Genomic DNA, 20089 nt, shown 5'->3' with positions numbered 1-20089 from the left:
AGAAGCGAAAGCGCAAGAAATAGTAAAAGCTAAAGAAGAAGAAAAAGTACAAGAAATAGCAAAAGCTAAAGAAGAAGAGAAAGCAAGAGAAATAGCAAAAGCTAAAGAAGAAGAGAAAGCAAGAGAAATAGCAAAAGCTAAAGAAGAAGAGAAAGCAAGAGAAATAGCAAAGGCTAAAGAAGAAGAGAGAGTAAGAGAAATAGCAAAGGCTAAAGAAGAAGAAAAAGCAAGAGAAATAGCAAAGGCTAAAGAAGAAGAGAGAGCGAAAGAAGTATCTAAAAACAACATACAGTCTGCTAAACGTGAATTAACGGTAGTAGCGACAGCGTATACTGCTGATCCAAGTGAAAATGGTACATATGGTGGACGCGTTTTAACTGCGATGGGGCATGATTTAACGGCAAATCCGAATATGAGAATTATCGCAGTTGACCCGAAAGTAATCCCATTAGGATCTAAAGTATGGGTAGAAGGTTATGGAGAAGCTATCGCTGGTGATACTGGAAGTGCAATTAAAGGTAATCGTATTGATGTTTTAATGGGTTCAAAAAGTAAAGCTATGAATTGGGGAAGACAAACTGTTAAAGTGAAAATTTTATAATAACAATAATTATCCAAATAGAAGTCAGTTCTCTTTATTGAGGCTGGCTTTTATTTTTTTAGTAGAAGGATAATAGGATTTTTAAATGGCTTATTACTAAATCTGTAATTAAGTTACCAGCTTCATTACCAAAAACAACGGTAAAGCTTATAAATATGAAAAATGAAGATATACCTACAGATGAAGATAGTTACTGGGAAGCTTTTGACTTGTTCGGTTCTGAATATGTATGTAGATTATTAGGGGTACCGTTATATGATGATCTTCCAAAGGATTTGGCGTGTCCAACTTGTGCGAAAGAGATGAAATATGTTGCTACAATTACTCAAGATATTGAGGAACGTGGACTTATTTCAGTAGTTGATTTCCAGTTTGGGGAAATGAATATATACTATTATTTATGTATAGATTGTTTAATTATAAAAACTGAAATACAAAATACATAACAAGCCTAACATATTATGTTAGGCTTGTTTTTTAATCGCAACATCATTAAGAATTGCATCAAATATATCTTTTTGCGTAAAGTTATCTGTAAAAATAGTTTCTCTGGCAACCTTAATAGTATCGTGCGGATTATACCATTTTTGTAGGGAATCTTCACCAAATTCGTGTCGTTTGTCCCTTGTGTTATGTCGTCTAATAGTTTCCTCTAATGATAAATCAAAGTAATATGTAAATGCATTTTCATCAAAATAACGAATTAATTCTTTTAACATCTCACTATACCTATGACTGTTCAATATACCTTCTAAAATAACAAATTCACATTTTCCTTTTCCGTACTTCGTAATTTCAAATAGTAAATCATGTGATAAATTACCCATTGTGTCGTGTACTCTAAGCATATCTCTACGTACAACATCCTGTGATACTAAAAGTGTCCCTTGTCCGAAATGTTCTTGTAGTTGTTTTGCAATCGTTGTTTTACCACTTGCGGAGTTTCCTCTAAGAATGATTAAAGTGGATGTAAATATAGGATTAGACATAATGTATTCCCCCCAACAGTATTAATTATATAGAAAATTTTAACAAATGAAGTGAGGAAAGTGTATAATCAATATGATGGATATTTAAGGAGGGGGTAAGATGGGGGATATATTAAAAAATGCACAACCTATATGGAAACGGACATGGTTTCGTTATCTAGGGGCATTTTTTTATTGTTCAGTTACTGTTTATTTTGTGTGAAATCACTGGGTGGGCACCAAACTTTAGGCCAGGCGGAGAGTTTTTTAATAGAATATTAAATTCTCAATTTTTCACTGAATGGTTCACACTCTATACAATCCCGCAATTTAACGTATTTACAGCATTTTTTGCGATTACATTACTACCATATGCATTAGTAGGTGCAATGAAAGATGTAACAGCAAGAAAAAATATAAAGGAATAATAGAGGTATAATATGCTTTTTCAAAAAGAAGGTTTATTGATTAGATACGTAATGGAAGATGATGCATCTATCATTTCTAAATGGTTAATGGACCCAGCAGTCCTGCGGTATTACGAAGGACGAGATAATCCGCAATCTGTAGAAAAGGTGCTTGATCATTTTATACATAGTCCAAACAGTAATGAAAAAAGATGTTTAATAGAATTTGATACGGTTCCGATTGGTTACATACAAATGTACCCAGTGGATTCAGAGTGGAAAGCGTTATATGGCTATAAAGAATCACAAAATGTATGGGGTATGGACCAATTTATCGGTGAACCAGCCTATTGGGGAAAGGGAATTGGAACAAAACTCGTTCAGGCAGCAATTACATATATTATGGGTGAAATGGGAGCAGAAGCAATTGCAATGGATCCGAAAGTAAATAATGAACGAGCAATAAAGTGTTATGAAAAAAGTAGATTTAAAAAAGTAAAGATTTTAAAGGAACATGAGTTGCATGAGGGGAAATTAGAAGATTGTTGGATGATGGAATATAAACAATAATAATGGCTTATACAAACAAAGGGGGATGTGTGAAATGAAAAAAGCATTAATCGTAATTGATGTGCAAGCGGGTATGTATACAGCTGGAATGCCAGTACATAATGGGGGAAAGTTTTTACAAACATTGCAAGAGCTTATTAGGGAATGTCGTTCAAATGATATTCCAGTTATTTATATCCAACATAACGGTCCTAAAGACCATCCGTTAGAAAAAGGTACGGATGGATGGCGAATCCATGCGGCCATCGCTCCGCAAGAAGGAGATAATATAGTTGAAAAGACGACTCCAGATTCATTCCATAATACAAACTTAAGCGAAGTGTTACAAGAGAAAGGAATTGAACACGTTATTCTTTCGGGAATGCAAACAGAGTATTGTGTAGATACGACAACGCGCAGAGCATGTAGTGAAGGATATAAAGTAACGTTAGTGAGTGATGCACATAGTACATTTAATACAGAAGTGTTACGTGCTGAAGATATTGTGAAACATCATAACGCAGTATTGGGAGCGTTTGCGGATGTTGTTGAAGTAAAAGACTTAAAAGTGGCTGCCTCTAAATAAGAGGCAGTTTTTCATTAGAAAAAATAGCGTCAAATATTGTTAGTAAGTCGGTATTTTGAAATAATCAATTATATAATTTCACGTACCATAATGAAAAAATACAAAAAAGGAGCACCACATAATTAAAAAGGGCGCTCCTGCATTAAAACGTTACTTTTTTTTATCTTTATCTAATATATTTTGTTCTTCAGCAAACTCTGTACCATATGCAAAGCGGCGATTAATACGAATGTTATCATTGTTGTGCCTTGTATGAGAGTTAGAGAAGCGATGAACGATTACTTCAGATAAAGTGAAGACGATGGCAGAAAGGATACTGCCCCATGCAATTTGCATATAGTTGTCTAATAAAATATTACCGAAAATCCATACGCTTAAATATGTTAATAAGAAATCCGACATAATGGCACCAGTATTGCCAATTCGATTTAAAATGATTTTATCAACGAACATGTAGGATACGATTGTAACAAAGAGACTGAATGAAATAATTTGAACAAACGTTGCAGGGAAAAATAAAGCAAGCCCAATGCTAAATGCGATAATGCACGATATAAACTTGATAAGCACTACTGTGAAATCATTCAAAATTTACACCTCCGATTTATACATAGTTTTTCAATAAATTCTGGAGTTCATACATTGTAACGGATTTATTTACATAAAACTTTTTCATGTTCGGAATTTAGTCTAAATATTATAAAAACAATGAAAAAATGTTATAGTAAAATGAGAGTGTATGACATTTTTAGGTAAGGGGGAATCCAGGATGTGGATTACTTCAGAAGTAGAAATTCCAGATGAGTTAATTGATCACCTTGAGCAAGGAAAGTTAGTGTTATTTGTTGGAGCGGGAGTTTCCATGAAAGGGAAATCAAACTTACCGAATTTTGATGATTTAGTTGATGAAATTGCAAAAACGTTATATGTCGAAAAACGTGAAATAACAGAACCACATGATTATTATCTTGGTAAAATTGCGAAAACAAAAGATGTACATCAAGTCGCAAGAGATCTTGTTCATATAGAGAAATCAAAACCGAATCCATTGCATTATGCAATTCCAAGGCTATTTCCTTTAGATACAGATATCCGCATTGTAACAACAAATTTTGATCAACATTTTACAACAGCAATTAAAGAAATAAATAGAGATATCAATGTTTATTACGCTCCAGCTTTACCGACTGGGAGAGCTTTTAAAGGTCTTGCTTACATACATGGTAATGTAGAACAGGAGAAAGAGGCTTTAATTTTAACAGATGGTGATTTTGGAAGGGCTTACTTAACAGAAGGGTGGGCGAGAAGATTTTTAGTTGATCTATTCTCAAATTACACCGTTTTATTCGTTGGATATAGTCATAATGACCCAGTAATGAAATATTTAGCAACTGGTTTACCACCAAGTACAAGACGATTTGCTTTTGTCGCACAAGGAGAAAATACGTACCACTGGGAACATTTAGGGATAAGACCAATTGTGTATCCGAATAAAGTGAATAATCATCAATCCCTCGTAAAAGCGGTAAAACGCTGGGCTGAATTAATGGGTGATAATTATATTACGAAAAGAATGCGTATTCGGGATATTGTAACGGTTCCCCCGTCAGTAGAACAGGAACAATTATCATACATAAAGCAATCGATTAAAAAAATTGAAACAGTTCGTTACTTTGTGGAATTTGCTCATGATTATGAATGGGTCGAATGGTTAGAAGCAGAAGGTAAATTACAAAATTTGTTTATGCTTACGCCAAACTATAATGAAGTAGATGAATTACTTGCAGAATGGTTAGTGGAACAATTTCTTTTTAGTCATCAGAAAGAATTATTTCAATTAATTTATAAAAACTATTCTAAAATATCACCGTTATTATGGAGAACAATTTGTAACTACTTAAACGAAACGAAGAGTAAGATGGACCCGCTGTTGTTTGCAAGGTGGACACTCCTTTTATTAGAAACAGCTGAAAAAGATAGTAGCTCTATAGAAAAGATTTCTAAGTTACTGCAAAAATGTTCTTTTCCTGAGCATAAAGAAATTGTCTTATTGTTACTAACTTTTATTTTAGACGGAAAACTGAAGTTGAAACGTGTAAGAAAATGGGGAAATGATACGCAAGAATCAATAGAACTCGAGGAATCGAGTCGCTTACCAGTATCTACATTTTCTCATGTGGAGCAAATTTGGAACGAAAAGATGAGGCCATATATCGCTTATTATGCTGTTCCAATTATGATGATTGGATTAGAAAAATTGAGAATGTTGTCGTTAAGACAAACGGCACTGAAAAAAAGAAATAAGGAAAATGTAGAGAAAGAGTTTCATCAAAATGATCTTGCATTTTTAATACGAATTGTAAAAGAGTGTCTAACTTATTTATGCGAAAACAATGAGAAAAAAGCGGATTATTATATTACAGAAATGATAGAAGCAAATAGTGTACTTCAAAAGCGAATTGCAATTGATGCGATGAATAAAAATATTTTTGTTCGTGTAGATGACAAAATGAAATGGTTGTTACATGAAGGACTTCTTTTAGATTTCACTTATAAACACGAAGTTTTTCAACTTTTAAAAAGGCATTATGCACATTGTTTAGAAAAAACAAAAGAAGAAGTCACTCGAACTGTAATAAAGCATCTTACAGAAGAGAGGGTATTTGATGCATGTCTCGTATTAGACTTATTATTCAAGTGTGATTCGAATAGCCCATCTACGGCAAATGGGTATGAGTTAATGAAGCAAAAGCATCCTCATTTTCATTCTGAACGATACAGTGTACAAAAGAAAGAAGATACAGCAGAAAGCATTACTTGTAATGTAACTGCTGACGGATTATTGCAGCTGAAAGATGTTGAAATTATGAAGCAAGTTCAGCAATTTTCGCAAGATGGTGTTTTTGAACAACGCCATTTTTTAGAGATGTTATCAAAAGCGTGTAAATTAAACACAGAGTGGAGTATTTCATTTGCATACCAATTAGTAGGAGTGCAAGAAATAAGTAATGAAGTATGGTTTGTTTGTATTAGAGAATGGCGAAATAATCGAGGAATGACGAATGAGCAAATCCAAAAAATTATTCCGCTATTGCAGAAATTTGTTAGAAATACTGCTTTTCATTGGTTAATTAGTAGTTTTCTATATGAAATTAGTAATCGACTAGAAGAGTTAGAAGAGAATAGTATACGTGTTGTAAAACGATTTGCTTTTTCAGTGTTTCCTCAAGTTATGAAGAGTGATACAGACTTTAAGCTTGGGAAACAAGATTTTTATAATGAATCAATTCAGCATCCAGTTGGAAAAATGACGGCTGTATTATTAAAGTTGTTATCATATGATCATTTATACGATCGTAATGTATATGAATATTTATTTTTATTTGAAGAACAAGTAAGAGTTAATTCGGAACGAACAAACTTTATGTTTGCTCGTTTAATAGCAGATATTACATTTCTATATCATATTGAAAAACAATGGTGCCGAAAATATTTGTTACCATACTTAGATTTAAAAAAACAAAATGAGATTACGGAATATGCATGGGCCGGCTTATGTTACACGCAAATAAATCTACCTTTATTTACAGAAATGAAGCGATTTATTAAGTATGCGATAGAACATTTGGAAGTATTACATCCGCATACGAGAGAAGCTTTCTTGAAGTGGCTTAGCTTTGTATTTATTAAATGTGTACTATATTGGGAGCAAAAAACAGATTGGTTATACCCGTTACTCATACTAGAAAATGAAGAAAATAAAATTAAGTTTATGCAGTTTTTATGCTATTACGTCAAAACATTAAGTGTAAAAGAACAACAAAAGTTTTGGACAGCTTGGCTCAGTGTATTTTTGCGAGAACGACCAAAAATGGGTGAGATAACTGCGAGAGAATATGTGATGCTTTTACGTATTATTTTATACATGGATGAAATATTAGAAAAAGGACTATGTATTATGTCTCGTGCATTTTCAAGTGTACATGGTAAATGTACAGGTGAGGAAATGAAGCAGTTATTGATTGAAATGCTTCATAAAAAAGAAAGTATGAAAGCGCATAAAGAAATGTTTGCAAATGTGTTTTTTATTTTACTACAAACATGTCACGAAGCCGTTTTATTTGAAAAAGAAATCATACAAATAAAAGAATTATTAGTTCAGTATGAAGTAGAGGAATATGTTTTACATTTACTAGAAAATGAAATGATTCGCATAGGAATTGTAATGGGTGATTTACAAAAAGAATTATAGGACGAAAGTGGAATTTTAAAAAATATATAAAAAGTTGTTGACAGTGTTTTGAAAAGCGTTCTATAATACGAATCATACTTATTCAATTTCAAAAACATTTGAATAAACAAAGTGCAATGAAGAGATCACAGTAGTGGTTAGTCTTACTGTAACAGAGAGCTGGTGGTTGGTGTGAACCAGTACAGGGATAATCATGAATTACAGTCTTGGAGCATCTTTTTCGTAATAAAGATAGTTTGTCTTTATGAGGAAAAAGCGGTCAATTGATCGTTAACAGTGAAGAGAGGTAGACGGAAAGTTAGTCTACAACTAGGGTGGTACCGCGATAAATATCGTCCCTACTGATTTATTCAGTAGGGACTTTTTGTATTTTAGTGGTTCAACTTGAAAATTAAATAGTCATGCATTGAAAGGAAAAGCAGTAGTTGTTGTTTCCCTGTAACAGAGAGCTGGTGGTTGGTGCAAACCAGTACATAAACAAGAGCGAATTACAGTCCTGGAGCATCTTTTTCGTAGTAAAGATAGTATTGTCTTTATGAAGGGAAAGACGGTCAGATGATCGTTAACAATGAAGAGAGGTAGACGAAAGAAGTCTACAACTAGGGTGGTACCGCGATAAATATCGTCCCTACTGATTGAATCAGTAGGGCTTTTTTGTACAAAAAAGTGGGTTTTTAACTAGTAGTTCATGTCTTTGTACGAATTATTAGTTTAAAATAAGAAGAGGTATCGATTCCACTATAAATTTGTATAATTAGTCAGTTCAGAAAATAGAGAATTTTTTATTCTCTTACTATACTTTTAAAACATTAGAGGAGGATTTCCAAATGGCAAATCATGAATTAGATCAATTACGTAAACAGGTAGATGAAATTAACTTACAACTATTACACCTTTTAAACAAACGTGGTGAAATTGTTCAAAAAATTGGAGAGCAAAAGCAAGTACAAGGCACGAAACGCTTTGATCCAGTACGTGAGCGTGAAGTACTTGATATGATTGCAGAGCATAACGAAGGACCATTCGAAACATCAACAGTTCAACATATTTTCAAAACGATTTTCAAAGCAAGCTTAGAGTTACAAGAAGATGATAACCGTAAAGCGTTACTAGTATCACGTAAAAAGAAACAAGAAAATACAATTGTTGATGTAAAAGGTGAATTGATTGGAAACGGAACACAAACGTTCATCATGGGACCTTGTGCAGTAGAAAGTTTAGAACAAGTTCGTCAAGTAGGGCAAGCGATGAAAGACCAAGGCTTAAAATTAATGCGCGGTGGTGCATTCAAACCGAGAACTTCTCCATATGATTTCCAAGGTTTAGGAGTAGAAGGACTTCAAATTTTACGTCAAGTAGCAGACGAGTTTGACTTAGCAATTATTAGTGAAATTTTAAATCCGAACGATGTTGAAATGGCATTAGACTACGTTGATGTAATTCAAGTTGGCGCACGTAACATGCAAAACTTCGATTTATTACGAGCTGTAGGTAAAGTTAACAAACCAGTATTATTAAAACGTGGATTAGCAGCAACAATTGATGAGTTCATTAACGCAGCGGAATACATCATTGCGCAAGGTAACGATCAAATTATTCTTTGTGAGCGCGGTATCCGCACATACGAAAGAGCAACACGTAACACATTAGACATTTCTGCAGTACCAATTTTAAAGAAAGAAACACATTTACCAGTTATCGTTGATGTAACACATTCAACTGGACGCAGAGATTTATTATTACCAACAGCGAAAGCGGCACTTGCAATTGGCGCAGATGCAGTAATGGCTGAAGTTCATCCAGATCCAGCAGTTGCATTATCAGATTCTGCACAACAAATGGACATTCCAGAATTCCATAGATTCATGGATGAGTTAAAAGGTTTCAAAAATAAATTATCTTAATTCCATATCATAATATGCGTTGAAGAGGAAACAGTAGTGCTTATCTCACTGTTAAAGAGAGCTGATGGTCGGTGTGAATCAGTACAAAGGTAAGCATGAATTACAGCCTTGGAGCATCTTTCCCGACAACTTTTGGAGGGTAAGACGGTCGAACGATCGTTAAAGAAGAAGAGAGGTAGACGAAAGAAGTCTACAACTAGGGTGGTACCGCGATAAATATCGTCCCTACTGAGCGCTCAGTAGGGACTTTTTTGTACAAAAAAATAGTAAAGGGGCAAGAGAAATGAGATACATTACAGCTGGAGAATCACATGGACCGCAGTTAACAGTTATTTTAGAAGGTGTACCAGCAGGTTTGACACTTACGGCGGAACATATTAATAAAGAATTATTAAGAAGACAAAAAGGTCATGGACGCGGAAGACGTATGCAAATTGAAACAGATACAGTTGAAATTGTAAGTGGTGTTCGTCACGGGATGACACTTGGATCACCGATTACGTTAATTGTAAAAAATGATGATTTCAAACATTGGACGAAAGTAATGGGTGCAGAGCCAATTTCGGAAAAAGAAAGTAAAGACATGAAACGTACAATTACAAAACCACGTCCCGGACATGCAGATTTAAATGGAGCAATTAAATATGGTCATCGTGATATAAGAAACGTATTAGAGCGGTCATCTGCAAGAGAAACGACAGTTCGTGTAGCTGCTGGTGCAGTTGCAAAACAAATTTTAAGCGAATTAGGCGTGGAAATTGCAGGACATGTTCTTGAAATTGGTGGAGTAAAAGCAAAACATATTTCAAACTTATCGATTGAAGAAATTCAAACAATTACTGAAAACTCACCAGTTCGATGTTTAGATAAAGAAGTAGAGCAAGAAATGATGAATGCGATTGACAACGCAAAAAGTAGTGGAGATTCAATCGGTGGTATTGTGGAAGTCATTGCAGAAGGTATGCCAATTGGAGTTGGTAGTTACGTTCATTACGATCGTAAATTAGATGCAAAACTTGCTGGTGCAATTATGAGTATAAATGCATTTAAAGGTGCTGAAATCGGCGTAGGTTTTGAAGCCGCACGACAACCGGGAAGCAAAGTGCATGATGAAATTCTGTGGGATGAAGAAAAAGGATACACGAGAAAAACGAATAATGCCGGCGGTTTAGAAGGCGGTATGACAACAGGTATGCCAATTATCGTAAGAGGCGTGATGAAGCCAATTCCTACTTTATACAAACCGTTAGCAAGCGTTGATATTGATACGAAAGAAGCATTCCAAGCGAGTATTGAAAGATCTGATAGTTGCGCAGTACCAGCAGCGGGTGTAGTAGCTGAATCTGTTGTGGCATGGGAACTTGCAGATGCACTAGTCGAACAATTCGGAAAAGATCGTATGGAATTATTAAAACAAAACATTATGCAACACAATAACTACGCAAAAGAATTTTAATAAAAAGGTGGGTTTAACGTGCAAGTAAAAGATCAACTATCATCATTACAACCATATAAACCAGGTAAATCACCAGAACAAATGAAAGAAGTGTACGGAGATCATTCGTTTGTGAAATTAGCATCGAATGAAAATCCATTCGGTTGTTCACCGAGAGTTTTAGAAGAGTTGCAAAATTCTTGGTTGGAACATGCTTTATATCCTGACGGAGGTGCTACAACGCTCCGTCAAACAATCGCAGATAAGTTGCATGTGCAAATGGAACAAGTACTTTGTGGTAGTGGTTTAGATGAAGTCATTCAAATCATAAGTCGTGCAGTACTCAAGGCAGGAGATAACATCGTGACAGCTGGTGCGACATTCCCGCAGTACCGTCATCATGCAATTATTGAAGGTTGTGAAGTGAAAGAAATTCCTTTAAATAACGGTGTATACGATTTAGACGAAATTTCATTAGCAGTAAATAATAATACGAAAATCGTATGGATTTGTAATCCGAACAATCCGACAGGCACATATGTGAATGATCGAAAATTGAATCAATTTATTGAAGGTATTAGTGAGAATACGTTAATTGTCATTGATGAAGCGTACTATGAATACGTAACAGCAAAAGATTTCCCAGAGACATTATCGCTTTTAGAAAAACATAAAAACATTCTTGTACTTAGAACGTTTTCTAAAGCGTACGGATTAGCTTCTTTCCGCGTTGGATATGCGATTGGACAGGAAGAGCTAATTGAGAAATTAAATGTCGTACGTTTACCATTTAACGTATCTTCATTAGCGCAAAAAGCAGCTACGATTGCTTTTGGTGATGACGAGTTTATTAAAGAAATAGTTCACGTGAATACAGAAGGATTACAGCAATACGAGAGTTTCTGTAAGGAAAACGAAATACCATTTTATTCGTCACAAACTAATTTCATCTTTTTACCGGTAGATAATGCTGGAGAGATTTATGAAGCTTGTGCACATGCAGGATTTATTATTCGTCCATTCCCAAATGGTGTCCGTATTACAGTTGGAACAAGGGAGCAAAATGAAGGAGTGATTTCAGTGTTAAAACAACACTTTGAAAATAAAAAAAATAAGTCTCGAGATGAGGCCAATGCGTAAAAAGGTAGTATTAATTGGAACAGGTTTAATAGGAGGCTCTCTCGCATTAGCAATTAAGAAAGAGCACGATGTAACAATAACAGGGTACGATATATTTAAAGAGCAAGTAGAGCGTGCAAAAGAATTACACGTAGTAGATGAAATAGCAGGTGATTTACAGCGTGCATGTGAAGAGGCACATTTAATTGTTTTTGCTTCTCCAGTTGAAGAAACGAAGAAGCTATTACACAAACTTGCGTCATTCCGTTTACGAGAAGATGTTATAGTGACTGATGTTGGTAGTACAAAAGGGTCTATTATGAACGAAGCGGAAGCTTTATTTTCAAAGGATGTTTCTTTCATTGGTGGACATCCGATGGCGGGTTCTCATAAAACGGGAGTTGAAAGTGCAAAGGCACATTTATTTGAAAATGCATTTTACATTTTAACACCGATGAATCACGTGCCAAATAAACAAGTGGAAGACCTTAAAGTATGGTTAAAAGGAACAGGGTCACATTTTCTTGTTTTAAATACGGAAGAACATGATTATGTAACAGGGATCGTTAGTCATTTTCCGCATCTTATCGCAGCAGGTTTAGTAAAGCAAGTTGAGAAACATGCAGGAGATAATCCGCTCATTCATCAACTAGCTGCTGGAGGTTTCAAAGACATTACACGTATCGCATCTAGTAGTCCAAAAATGTGGAGTGATATTGTAAAGCAAAATCGAGAGCATTTAATGGTATTATTAAAAGAGTGGATCTCTGAAATGGAAGATTTATATAAAACAGTTTCTACCGGAGATGCAGGCGAGATTCAAAACTATTTTGCAGATGCGAAAGAATACCGTGATTCTTTACCAGTAAGAAAGAGAGGGGCAATTCCTGCCTATCACGACTTATACGTCGATGTATTAGATAAGGTGGGGGCATTGGCTCATATTACGAGTATTTTAGCGCGCGAGGAAATTAGTATTACGAACTTGCAAATATTAGAAGCGCGTGAAGGACTGCTTGGGGTATTACGTATTAGCTTCCAAAGGGAAGAAGATCGTATGAAAGCAAAGCTAGCGCTTGGAGAAGAAGAATACCAAACTTATGAAACAATTTAAATGAGAAGGTGAAAAACGTGAAAGAAAGAACAATACAACCTGTTAATAACGGATTGAATGGTAATATTACAATCCCAGGTGATAAATCCATTTCACACCGTGCTGTTATGTTCGGTTCTATTGCAGAAGGGAAAACAACAATTAAAGGTTTCTTGCCCGGTGCAGACTGTTTAAGTACGATTTCATGTTTTAAAGAAATGGGAGTAGAAATTACGCAAAACGGTGATGAGGTTACTGTAGTTGGTAAAGGATTAGAAGGTTTACAAGAACCGAAAGCTGTATTAGATGTTGGTAATTCTGGTACAACAATCAGATTAATGTCAGGTATATTAGCTAACACACCATTTTTCTCTTGCGTACAAGGTGATGAATCTATCGCAAAAAGACCGATGAAGCGTGTAACAAACCCATTAAAACAAATGGGCGCAAACATAGACGGCCGAGAAGAAGGAACATTTACACCGTTAACAATACGTGGCGGAGATTTAAAAGCAATTGAATATATTTCTCCTGTTGCAAGTGCACAAGTAAAGTCGGCTATTTTACTTGCAGGTCTTCGTGCAGAAGGTGTAACAGCTGTTACAGAACCACATATTTCACGCGACCATACGGAAAGAATGCTCGAAGCATTTGGTGTTAAAGTAACTCGCGAAGGGAAAACAGTGAAGTTGTCAGGTGGACAAAAATTAACAGCAACAGACATTCAAGTGCCAGGTGACGTATCATCAGCAGCATTTTTCTTAGTAGCAGGTGCAATCATCCCAAATAGTAAACTAGTATTACAAAATGTAGGGATGAATCCAACCCGTACAGGTATTATTGATGTTTTAGAAAAAATGGGTGCTACGTTCACTGTAGATCTAATTAACGAAGGGGCATCAGAACCAGCTGCAAATATTACAATCGAAACATCTTCATTAAAAGGAATTGAAATTGGCGGAGATATTATCCCTAGATTAATCGATGAGATTCCTGTAATCGCATTAGCGGCAACGCAAGCAGAAGGAATTACAGTAATTAAAGATGCACATGAATTGAAAGTAAAAGAAACAAACCGTATTGATACAGTCGTTGCTGAGTTAACGAAACTAGGAGCTCGCATAGAAGCAACTGATGACGGTATGATCATTTACGGAAAATCAGCTCTAAAAGGCAATACAGTAAATAGTTATGGTGATCACCGTATCGGAATGATGCTTGCAATTGCTGGTTGCCTGGCAGAAGGAAAAACAATTATTGAAGATGCAGAAGCAGTAGGTGTATCATATCCTACATTCTTTGACGAACTTCAAAAATTAGCTAAATAAAAAGGATGGAAAGCAGATACGTGATGTATCTGCTTTTTTTGTTGAAACGTCCTTGTAGTTTCACTTACCGAATTATAATAGTGAGAATTATGATATAATTCAAACAGGGAATGGAGGAGAATTATATGAATGTCATACAATTAAAAGAAGATAAGTTCAGAGAAGCATTACGTTTATCAGAATACGCTTTTCAATATACAGTAGATGAGGAACGATTACAGCAGCAACTTACAAAAATGAAGGAAAGTCATGAAATATACGGCATTATGGAAGGGGAAGACTTAGCTGCAAAACTACACCTCATCCCGTTTCATATTTACATAGGTAAAGAAAAATTTAAAATGGGTGGCGTTGCAGGAGTAGCGACGTATCCAGAGTACAGAAGAAGTGGGTATGTAAAAGAGCTACTTCAACATTCACTTCAAACAATGAAAAAAGATGGCTTTACAGTCTCTATGTTACATCCATTTGCTGTTTCATTTTACCGTAAATACGGCTGGGAACTTTGTGCGAATCTACTCAAATGTCATATGAGTAAGAGCGATTTAGTGATGAAAAAACAAGTAAATGGTACTGTGAAACGTTTTAATAAAGAAAATCATCCAGAAGAAGTCGAGAAGCTCTATGAAGCATTTGCAGAACGTTTTTCATGTATGTTAGTTCGAGAGAAGAACTGGTGGTTACAAGCGGTTTATGATGATTTAACATTAGCGATTTACTATGATGAAAATAAAAAGGCAGCAGGTTACATGTTATACAAAATAGAAAACTATAAAATGACAGTAGAAGAATTTGTACCACTGCATAATGAAGCAAGAAATGGTCTGTGGAACTTTATTTGTCAGCATGATTCTATGATTAAAGAAATTGAAATGACAGTAAGTGAAAGCGAATCGTTATTATATTCATTGCAAGAGCCACGCGTGAAGACAGAAATAAAACCATATTTTATGGGAAGAATTGTAGATGTGGAGCAGTTTTTAAAACAATATGAGTTGAATTGGAACAATGTAAAGCAAGAAGTGATCCTAAACATTACAGATGCATTTGCTCCGTGGAATAACATAACAGTGAGACTTGCAAATCATGAAATAACAATTGTAGAAGAAAAAACTGAAAAAGGAATTAAACTGGATATAACTGCGTTATCGGCAATAATGCTTGGATATAAACGGCCATTAGAACTAAATGAACTTGAATTCATTAGTGGAAGTGACGAGGCAATACGATCATTTGAGAATTTAGTACCAGTGCGTAAGCCGTTTATTTATGATTTCTTTTAATTTGCATGTATGAAGGCGGGCTATCCCAAGTGAAATTTTGGGATAGCCTCCTCTTATATTGTGAACTTCTTTCGTTAAGTCGATATATCCTGAGAATCGCTGATATAATTAGAGTTTCGCTGATATATCCTGAGAATCGCTGATATAATTAGAGTTTCGCTGATATATCCTGAAAATCGCTGATATAATTTTAAATTGCGCCAATATATCTAGAAAATCGCTCATATAATTTCATTCATAAATAGGGGATAAAAAATCACAGCTATACTTTGCCACACACTTGACTTTTAGCGCATCTAATTTATAATTAAAAACGGAATGAATTTTCATTCCTGGAAATTGAGGTGGAAAAATGGCTAAAAACAAACAAGAAGATATTTTTGATGCTGCAATACAACTTTTTGCAGAACGAGGTTATGATGGTACAACAATTCCCATGATTGCTGAAAAAGCAAAAGTAGGTGCAGGTACAATTTACCGTTATTTTGAAAATAAAGAAGCGCTTGTTAATTCTTTATTTACGAAAAGTGTTTTACAACTATCGGAATTAATAAAAAATGATTTCCCGGTCGACGCAAATATTCGTGAACAGTTTAGCCATACATACAACCGTTTATTTGAATTTGCGAGACAAAATGCAGATGCTTTTCTTTTTACAAATTCTCACTGTGATAGTTATTTTCTAGATGAACATAGTAATGAAATATTCGAGGACTTCATGGGTTTCTTCATGAACTTGATTGAAGATGGAATCGAAAAAGGTTTGCTTCGTCCATTACCACCAATTGCTTTAATTATTATTGTATATCAACCAATAGAAAAATTAATTAAAGTAATGGAAACAGGGCAGTTAGAATATACAGATGAATTGGTAAAGGAATTGGAAGAAAGTTGTTGGAATGCTATTAGAATCATTTGATTCTATAGCGTTATAAGGACAGGAATGAACATTCATTCCGAAAAAAGGTATGAAAAAGAATAACAGGAGATAATAAATCTTTATAACCGAAGGAATGAATATTCATTCCGATTTACCTAGTTTAATAAAGTTAATTAATAATTTAATAGAATGATAGGAATGAACGTTCATTCCGAAAATTGTTTTCAAAAGAGTAGAAATGAATATTCATTCCACATGTGAATTTCATATTGGGAGATGATTCAAATGAGCAAGTTAAAAAGTTGGCGAAGTTTATCTTTTCTATTATGGATAGTTATTACTATTACAATGGTCGTAACGATGCCTAATATGGATCAATTAGTGAAAGAAAAAGGGAAAATTACAATCCCTAATACAAAGCAAAGCAGTATTGCTGACAAGATGATGAAAGAGATGGATAAAGAAGGGGTTGAAAAGTATGAAATTATAGCCGTTTTTAATAGTGGCAATAAGGCAGCTTTAACAGATGAACAAAAAAAGGAAATAACAAAAACAATCAACGCCCTGCAAAATGAAAAAGAGCAATTAGGAATTAAGGAAGTTGTTTCACATTTGGACAATAAAGACTTGGAGAAACAATTAGTTTCTAAAGATAATACGACTATTTTAACGCAAATATCGATAGATAAAAAACATGGTGAAATATCAAAAGTTTCAAATAATCTTCATGAAAAAGTGCAAACGAAAGGGGTAAAAACGTATTTAACAGGAAGTGACTTAATAGCGGGTGATTTTCTTAAATCCTCTCAAGAGGGAGTGAAAAAGACAGAAGTTATTTCAATCATTTTCATTCTTGTAGTATTAATCCTCGTATTCCGTTCACCAGTTGTTCCAATTGTTTCTCTTCTTACAGTTGGTATATCGTATTTAGTTTCAATGGGGATTATTGCCCAGCTTGTAGATCAATTTAATTTTCCATTCTCAAACTTTACACAAGTGTTCGTAGTCGTCGTCCTGTTTGGGGTAGGAACAGATTATAACATTTTATTATATACGAGGTTTAAAGAAGAATTAAGTAAACAAGAAAATGCATTTTTAGCTACGAAAGAAACATTCAAATCAGCAGGTAAAACTGTATTATATAGCGGAATAGCGGTGCTAATTGGTTTTGCATCACTTGCGTTAGCAAGTTTTAAATTATATCAATCTACTTCAGCGGTAGCAATTGGTGTTTTAGTATTATTACTCGTATTAACGACTTTAAATCCATTTTTTATGGTGCTTTTAGGAAAAGGAATGTTTTATCCAGTTAAAACATTTAAAGGTCATGAGGATAGTCGCTTATGGGGATTCTTTGCGAAAAACTCAGTAGCAAGGCCATTTGTCGCTTTAATCATCGTATTCGTAATATCGATTCCTTTCGTATTAAAATACTCTAATACACTTAATTACAATGATTTATTTGAAGTGGATAATAAGTATGAATCCAAGATGGGTATTAACGTAATAGAAGATCATTTTCCGCCTGGTTTCTCTTCACCGAGTACATTAGTCATTCAATCTGATAAAAAGCTGGATGAAGGAACTTCTCTACAAATTTTAGATGAATTAACTGATAAAATTTCGAAAGTTAAAGGTGTGTCAGAAGTATATGCACCAACACGTCCAACTGGTGAGAAGATAAAAGAATTATATTTAAATAAGCAAGCGGGAGAATTGAATACAGGATTAGGAGATGCCGATGGTGGCATAAAGGAAATTAATGATGGATTAACGGATGCGAAAAATACAATGGGAAGTAATGATTCAAATAGTCTTGCGAATGTTCAAAAATTAATTGATGGAACGAACGAGGCGAAAAACGGGGTATCAGCATTAGGAACAGCTTTACATCAATTATCAAATGGCATAAACGACGGTGTACAAGGAGCACAGCAAATTGAGAGTGGTTTAGCTTCAGTAAACGAAAATATAAATGTTCTATCTAATGCAACGTCGCAGCTGCATGCTGGTTATGCACAGTTAGAAAAAGGTTTAAACTCTTACGATCAATACTTCGGAAGTATTTCTCAAGCGATTGATGGTGCGAAAAAGGGGTATGAACAAATTGAAATGTTAATGACCAATTTCGTTCAAACGAAACCGGAATTAGCGAATGATCCAAACATACAACAAACGATAGGAATTGCTAAAGAGGCTCAAAAGAAATTAAGCGTACTTTCAAATGAATTAAATCAATTAGCAACGCAGCACAAAACGGCGATGAGTTCATTTAAAGAAGCGAATCAATCGTTACTGAAAGTGGATAACGGCTTAAAAGAAATGAGCAATGGAGTTAATAAGTTACAAAAGGGAGCAGCCGATCTTAAAAATGGATTAAATGAAGGTTCTTCAGGTTCAAAACAAATTGCAAATAAATCAGTTGAGTTACAATCTGGATTAACGAAAATAAACGATGGGCAAGGACAACTTTTAACGGGCCTTAAAGACCTGCAAGAAAAGATGGGGCAATTACAATCTGGTTTATCTAAAAGTACAGAAGGGCTTGGAAAAGTAAGTAATGGCCTGCATGACGCACAGAAATATTTAGGGGAGCTCAATGAATCGAAGAGCTCTGAGAAGTTTTATATTCCAAAAGAAGTGCTAGAGGGAGAAGATTTCCAAAAAGCATTGAACACGTACATGTCACAGGATAGAAAAATTGCTAAAATGACTATCATTTTAGATGTAAATCCGTATTCAAAAGAAGCGATGCCAATTATTCAAGAAATCAATAAAACAATCGATGGCACTGTAAAGGGAACGGAATTACATGATGCGAAAACAGCAATTGGCGGAACAACAGCTAGAAACGTTGATTTAAAAGAAGTAACAGGGCAAGATTTCTTACGTACAGCTACGATTATGTTGATTGGCATTGCGATTGTATTAATCGTAATTACACGCTCATTACTAAACACAATATTTATTATTGGCTCATTACTATTGGCGTACTTTGCATCACTCGGTATAAGCGAACAAATTAGTGCACATGTATTACATGTAGAGTCATTAAGCTGGAATGTTCCATTCTTTAGCTTCATTATGATTGTCGCTTTAGGAGTGGATTATAGTATTTTCGTAATGATGCGCTATAACGAGATAGAAGGGGATTCGGTAACGAAAATTGTAACTGCATCTCGTCATATAGGAGGAGTTGTATTATCAGCTGCGCTAATTTTAGGCGGGACATTTGCAGCATTAATTCCATCAGGTGTATTAACACTTATACAAGTTGCGTCAGTAGTTGGTGTTGCACTTCTTCTATTAGCTTTAATTGTGATGCCGATATTACTACCGGCGTTAATAGGGTTAACGAGTAAAATGAAGAGTTACAAAGAAAAAATAATAAATACGAAATAAGAAGAGACTGTAGGGAATGATTTCTCTACAGTTTTTTCGGTATATAATATTTCAGATGAAAATGAATCCGATATATTACAGAATGAGCAGTGAAAGGTTATATGAGAAAGAGGTCGATGATATACATACAATAGCTAGGGGAATGGACAAAAACTATCCGATTTCATTGTAGAAAGGTAATCAACCGTTGCTATTCATCCAGCTTCTACTATATAATAGCTATAGTCTACAATAATTGAGTCGTAATATGCGATTTTTTAAGACAATCGGTGAGAAAACGCT

Annotated in this window: 14 protein-coding genes, 2 pseudogenes and 3 other annotated features; of the genes and pseudogenes, 14 read left to right on the top strand and 2 right to left on the bottom strand. The window is 34.8% G+C overall.

Annotated features, from left to right (window positions below; genetic code table 11):
• Both ACTFRY_RS18515 and ACTFRY_RS18510 read left to right on the top strand, forming a co-directional pair.
• Positions 1-601, top strand: a 601-nt coding sequence (locus ACTFRY_RS18515; RefSeq protein ID WP_440032364.1) for a 3D domain-containing protein, incomplete at its 5' end; no start/stop codon positions are given.
• 107 nt (positions 602-708) lie between these two features.
• A pseudogene (locus ACTFRY_RS18510) lies at positions 709-1047 on the top strand (hypothetical protein); the annotation flags it as partial.
• Positions 1048-1065: 18 nt separating this feature from the next.
• On the opposite strand, the gene ACTFRY_RS18505 reads toward ACTFRY_RS18510, so the two are convergent.
• Complete coding sequence (locus ACTFRY_RS18505; protein ID WP_000070083.1) at positions 1066-1590, bottom strand: kinase; 525 nt, start codon at positions 1588-1590, stop codon at positions 1066-1068.
• A gap of 100 nt (positions 1591-1690) precedes the next feature.
• Here ACTFRY_RS18505 and ACTFRY_RS18500 point away from each other — a divergent pair.
• The 3 genes and pseudogenes from ACTFRY_RS18500 to ACTFRY_RS18490 all read left to right on the top strand — a co-directional run bounded on the left by ACTFRY_RS18500 (position 1691) and on the right by ACTFRY_RS18490 (position 3111).
• Positions 1691-1997 (top strand): annotated as a pseudogene (locus ACTFRY_RS18500) (YfzA family protein).
• A 12-nt stretch (positions 1998-2009) separates the two neighbouring features.
• Entirely contained in the window at positions 2010-2546 is a 537-nt protein-coding gene (locus ACTFRY_RS18495; RefSeq protein ID WP_098616669.1) for a GNAT family N-acetyltransferase, read from the top strand.
• Between the two features lie 34 nt (positions 2547-2580).
• On the top strand, positions 2581-3111 hold the full coding sequence (locus ACTFRY_RS18490; RefSeq protein WP_000709540.1) for a cysteine hydrolase family protein: 531 nt from the start codon (positions 2581-2583) through the stop codon (positions 3109-3111).
• A gap of 150 nt (positions 3112-3261) precedes the next feature.
• Here the strand turns inward: ACTFRY_RS18490 and ACTFRY_RS18485 are convergent, their stop codons facing one another.
• A complete protein-coding gene (locus ACTFRY_RS18485) occupies positions 3262-3699 on the bottom strand; it encodes a YndM family protein (protein ID WP_000997702.1) in 438 nt (145 codons plus the stop codon).
• Positions 3700-3880: 181 nt separating this feature from the next.
• On the opposite strand from ACTFRY_RS18485, the gene ACTFRY_RS18480 reads away from it, so the two are divergent.
• The 9 genes from ACTFRY_RS18480 (at position 3881) to ACTFRY_RS18440 (ending at position 19807) form a co-directional block, all read left to right on the top strand.
• Positions 3881-7363, top strand: coding sequence for a DUF4020 domain-containing protein (locus tag ACTFRY_RS18480; protein WP_141541470.1), 3483 nt, complete (start codon positions 3881-3883; stop codon positions 7361-7363).
• A 107-nt stretch (positions 7364-7470) separates the two neighbouring features.
• Positions 7471-7706, top strand: a binding site (T-box leader).
• A 54-nt stretch (positions 7707-7760) separates the two neighbouring features.
• Positions 7761-7996: a binding site (T-box leader), on the top strand.
• 194 nt (positions 7997-8190) lie between these two features.
• Positions 8191-9267, top strand: a complete 1077-nt coding sequence (locus ACTFRY_RS18475) for a bifunctional 3-deoxy-7-phosphoheptulonate synthase/chorismate mutase (protein WP_001273575.1) — start codon at positions 8191-8193, stop codon at positions 9265-9267.
• Positions 9268-9277: 10 nt separating this feature from the next.
• Positions 9278-9497, top strand: a binding site (T-box leader).
• A gap of 53 nt (positions 9498-9550) precedes the next feature.
• Entirely contained in the window at positions 9551-10723 is a 1173-nt protein-coding gene (gene aroC / locus ACTFRY_RS18470) for a chorismate synthase (RefSeq protein ID WP_001269424.1), read from the top strand.
• Between the two features lie 18 nt (positions 10724-10741).
• Positions 10742-11842, top strand: coding sequence for a histidinol-phosphate transaminase (hisC, locus tag ACTFRY_RS18465; protein ID WP_001197277.1), 1101 nt, complete (start codon positions 10742-10744; stop codon positions 11840-11842).
• The gene (gene tyrA, locus ACTFRY_RS18460) at positions 11835-12935 is read left to right on the top strand and encodes a prephenate dehydrogenase (protein WP_044797278.1); all 1101 of its coding nucleotides are present in this window, start codon (positions 11835-11837) and stop codon (positions 12933-12935) included. The genes hisC and tyrA overlap by 8 nt, the downstream gene beginning before the upstream one ends.
• A gap of 17 nt (positions 12936-12952) precedes the next feature.
• Positions 12953-14242, top strand: a complete 1290-nt coding sequence (gene aroA, locus ACTFRY_RS18455) for a 3-phosphoshikimate 1-carboxyvinyltransferase (protein WP_000664630.1) — start codon at positions 12953-12955, stop codon at positions 14240-14242.
• A gap of 125 nt (positions 14243-14367) precedes the next feature.
• A complete protein-coding gene (locus ACTFRY_RS18450) occupies positions 14368-15525 on the top strand; it encodes a GNAT family N-acetyltransferase (protein WP_136986405.1) in 1158 nt (385 codons plus the stop codon).
• A 352-nt stretch (positions 15526-15877) separates the two neighbouring features.
• Entirely contained in the window at positions 15878-16444 is a 567-nt protein-coding gene (locus ACTFRY_RS18445; RefSeq protein WP_001107290.1) for a TetR/AcrR family transcriptional regulator, read from the top strand.
• 246 nt (positions 16445-16690) lie between these two features.
• A complete protein-coding gene (locus ACTFRY_RS18440) occupies positions 16691-19807 on the top strand; it encodes an MMPL family transporter (RefSeq protein ID WP_141541469.1) in 3117 nt (1038 codons plus the stop codon).
• The last annotated feature ends 282 nt before the right edge of the window (positions 19808-20089 follow it).

This window comes from Bacillus cereus group sp. MYBK195-1, assembly GCF_051916605.1.
GTDB classification, from domain to species: domain Bacteria; phylum Bacillota; class Bacilli; order Bacillales; family Bacillaceae_G; genus Bacillus_A; species Bacillus_A cereus.
This window is presented reverse-complemented; position numbering and strand designations above follow the sequence as displayed.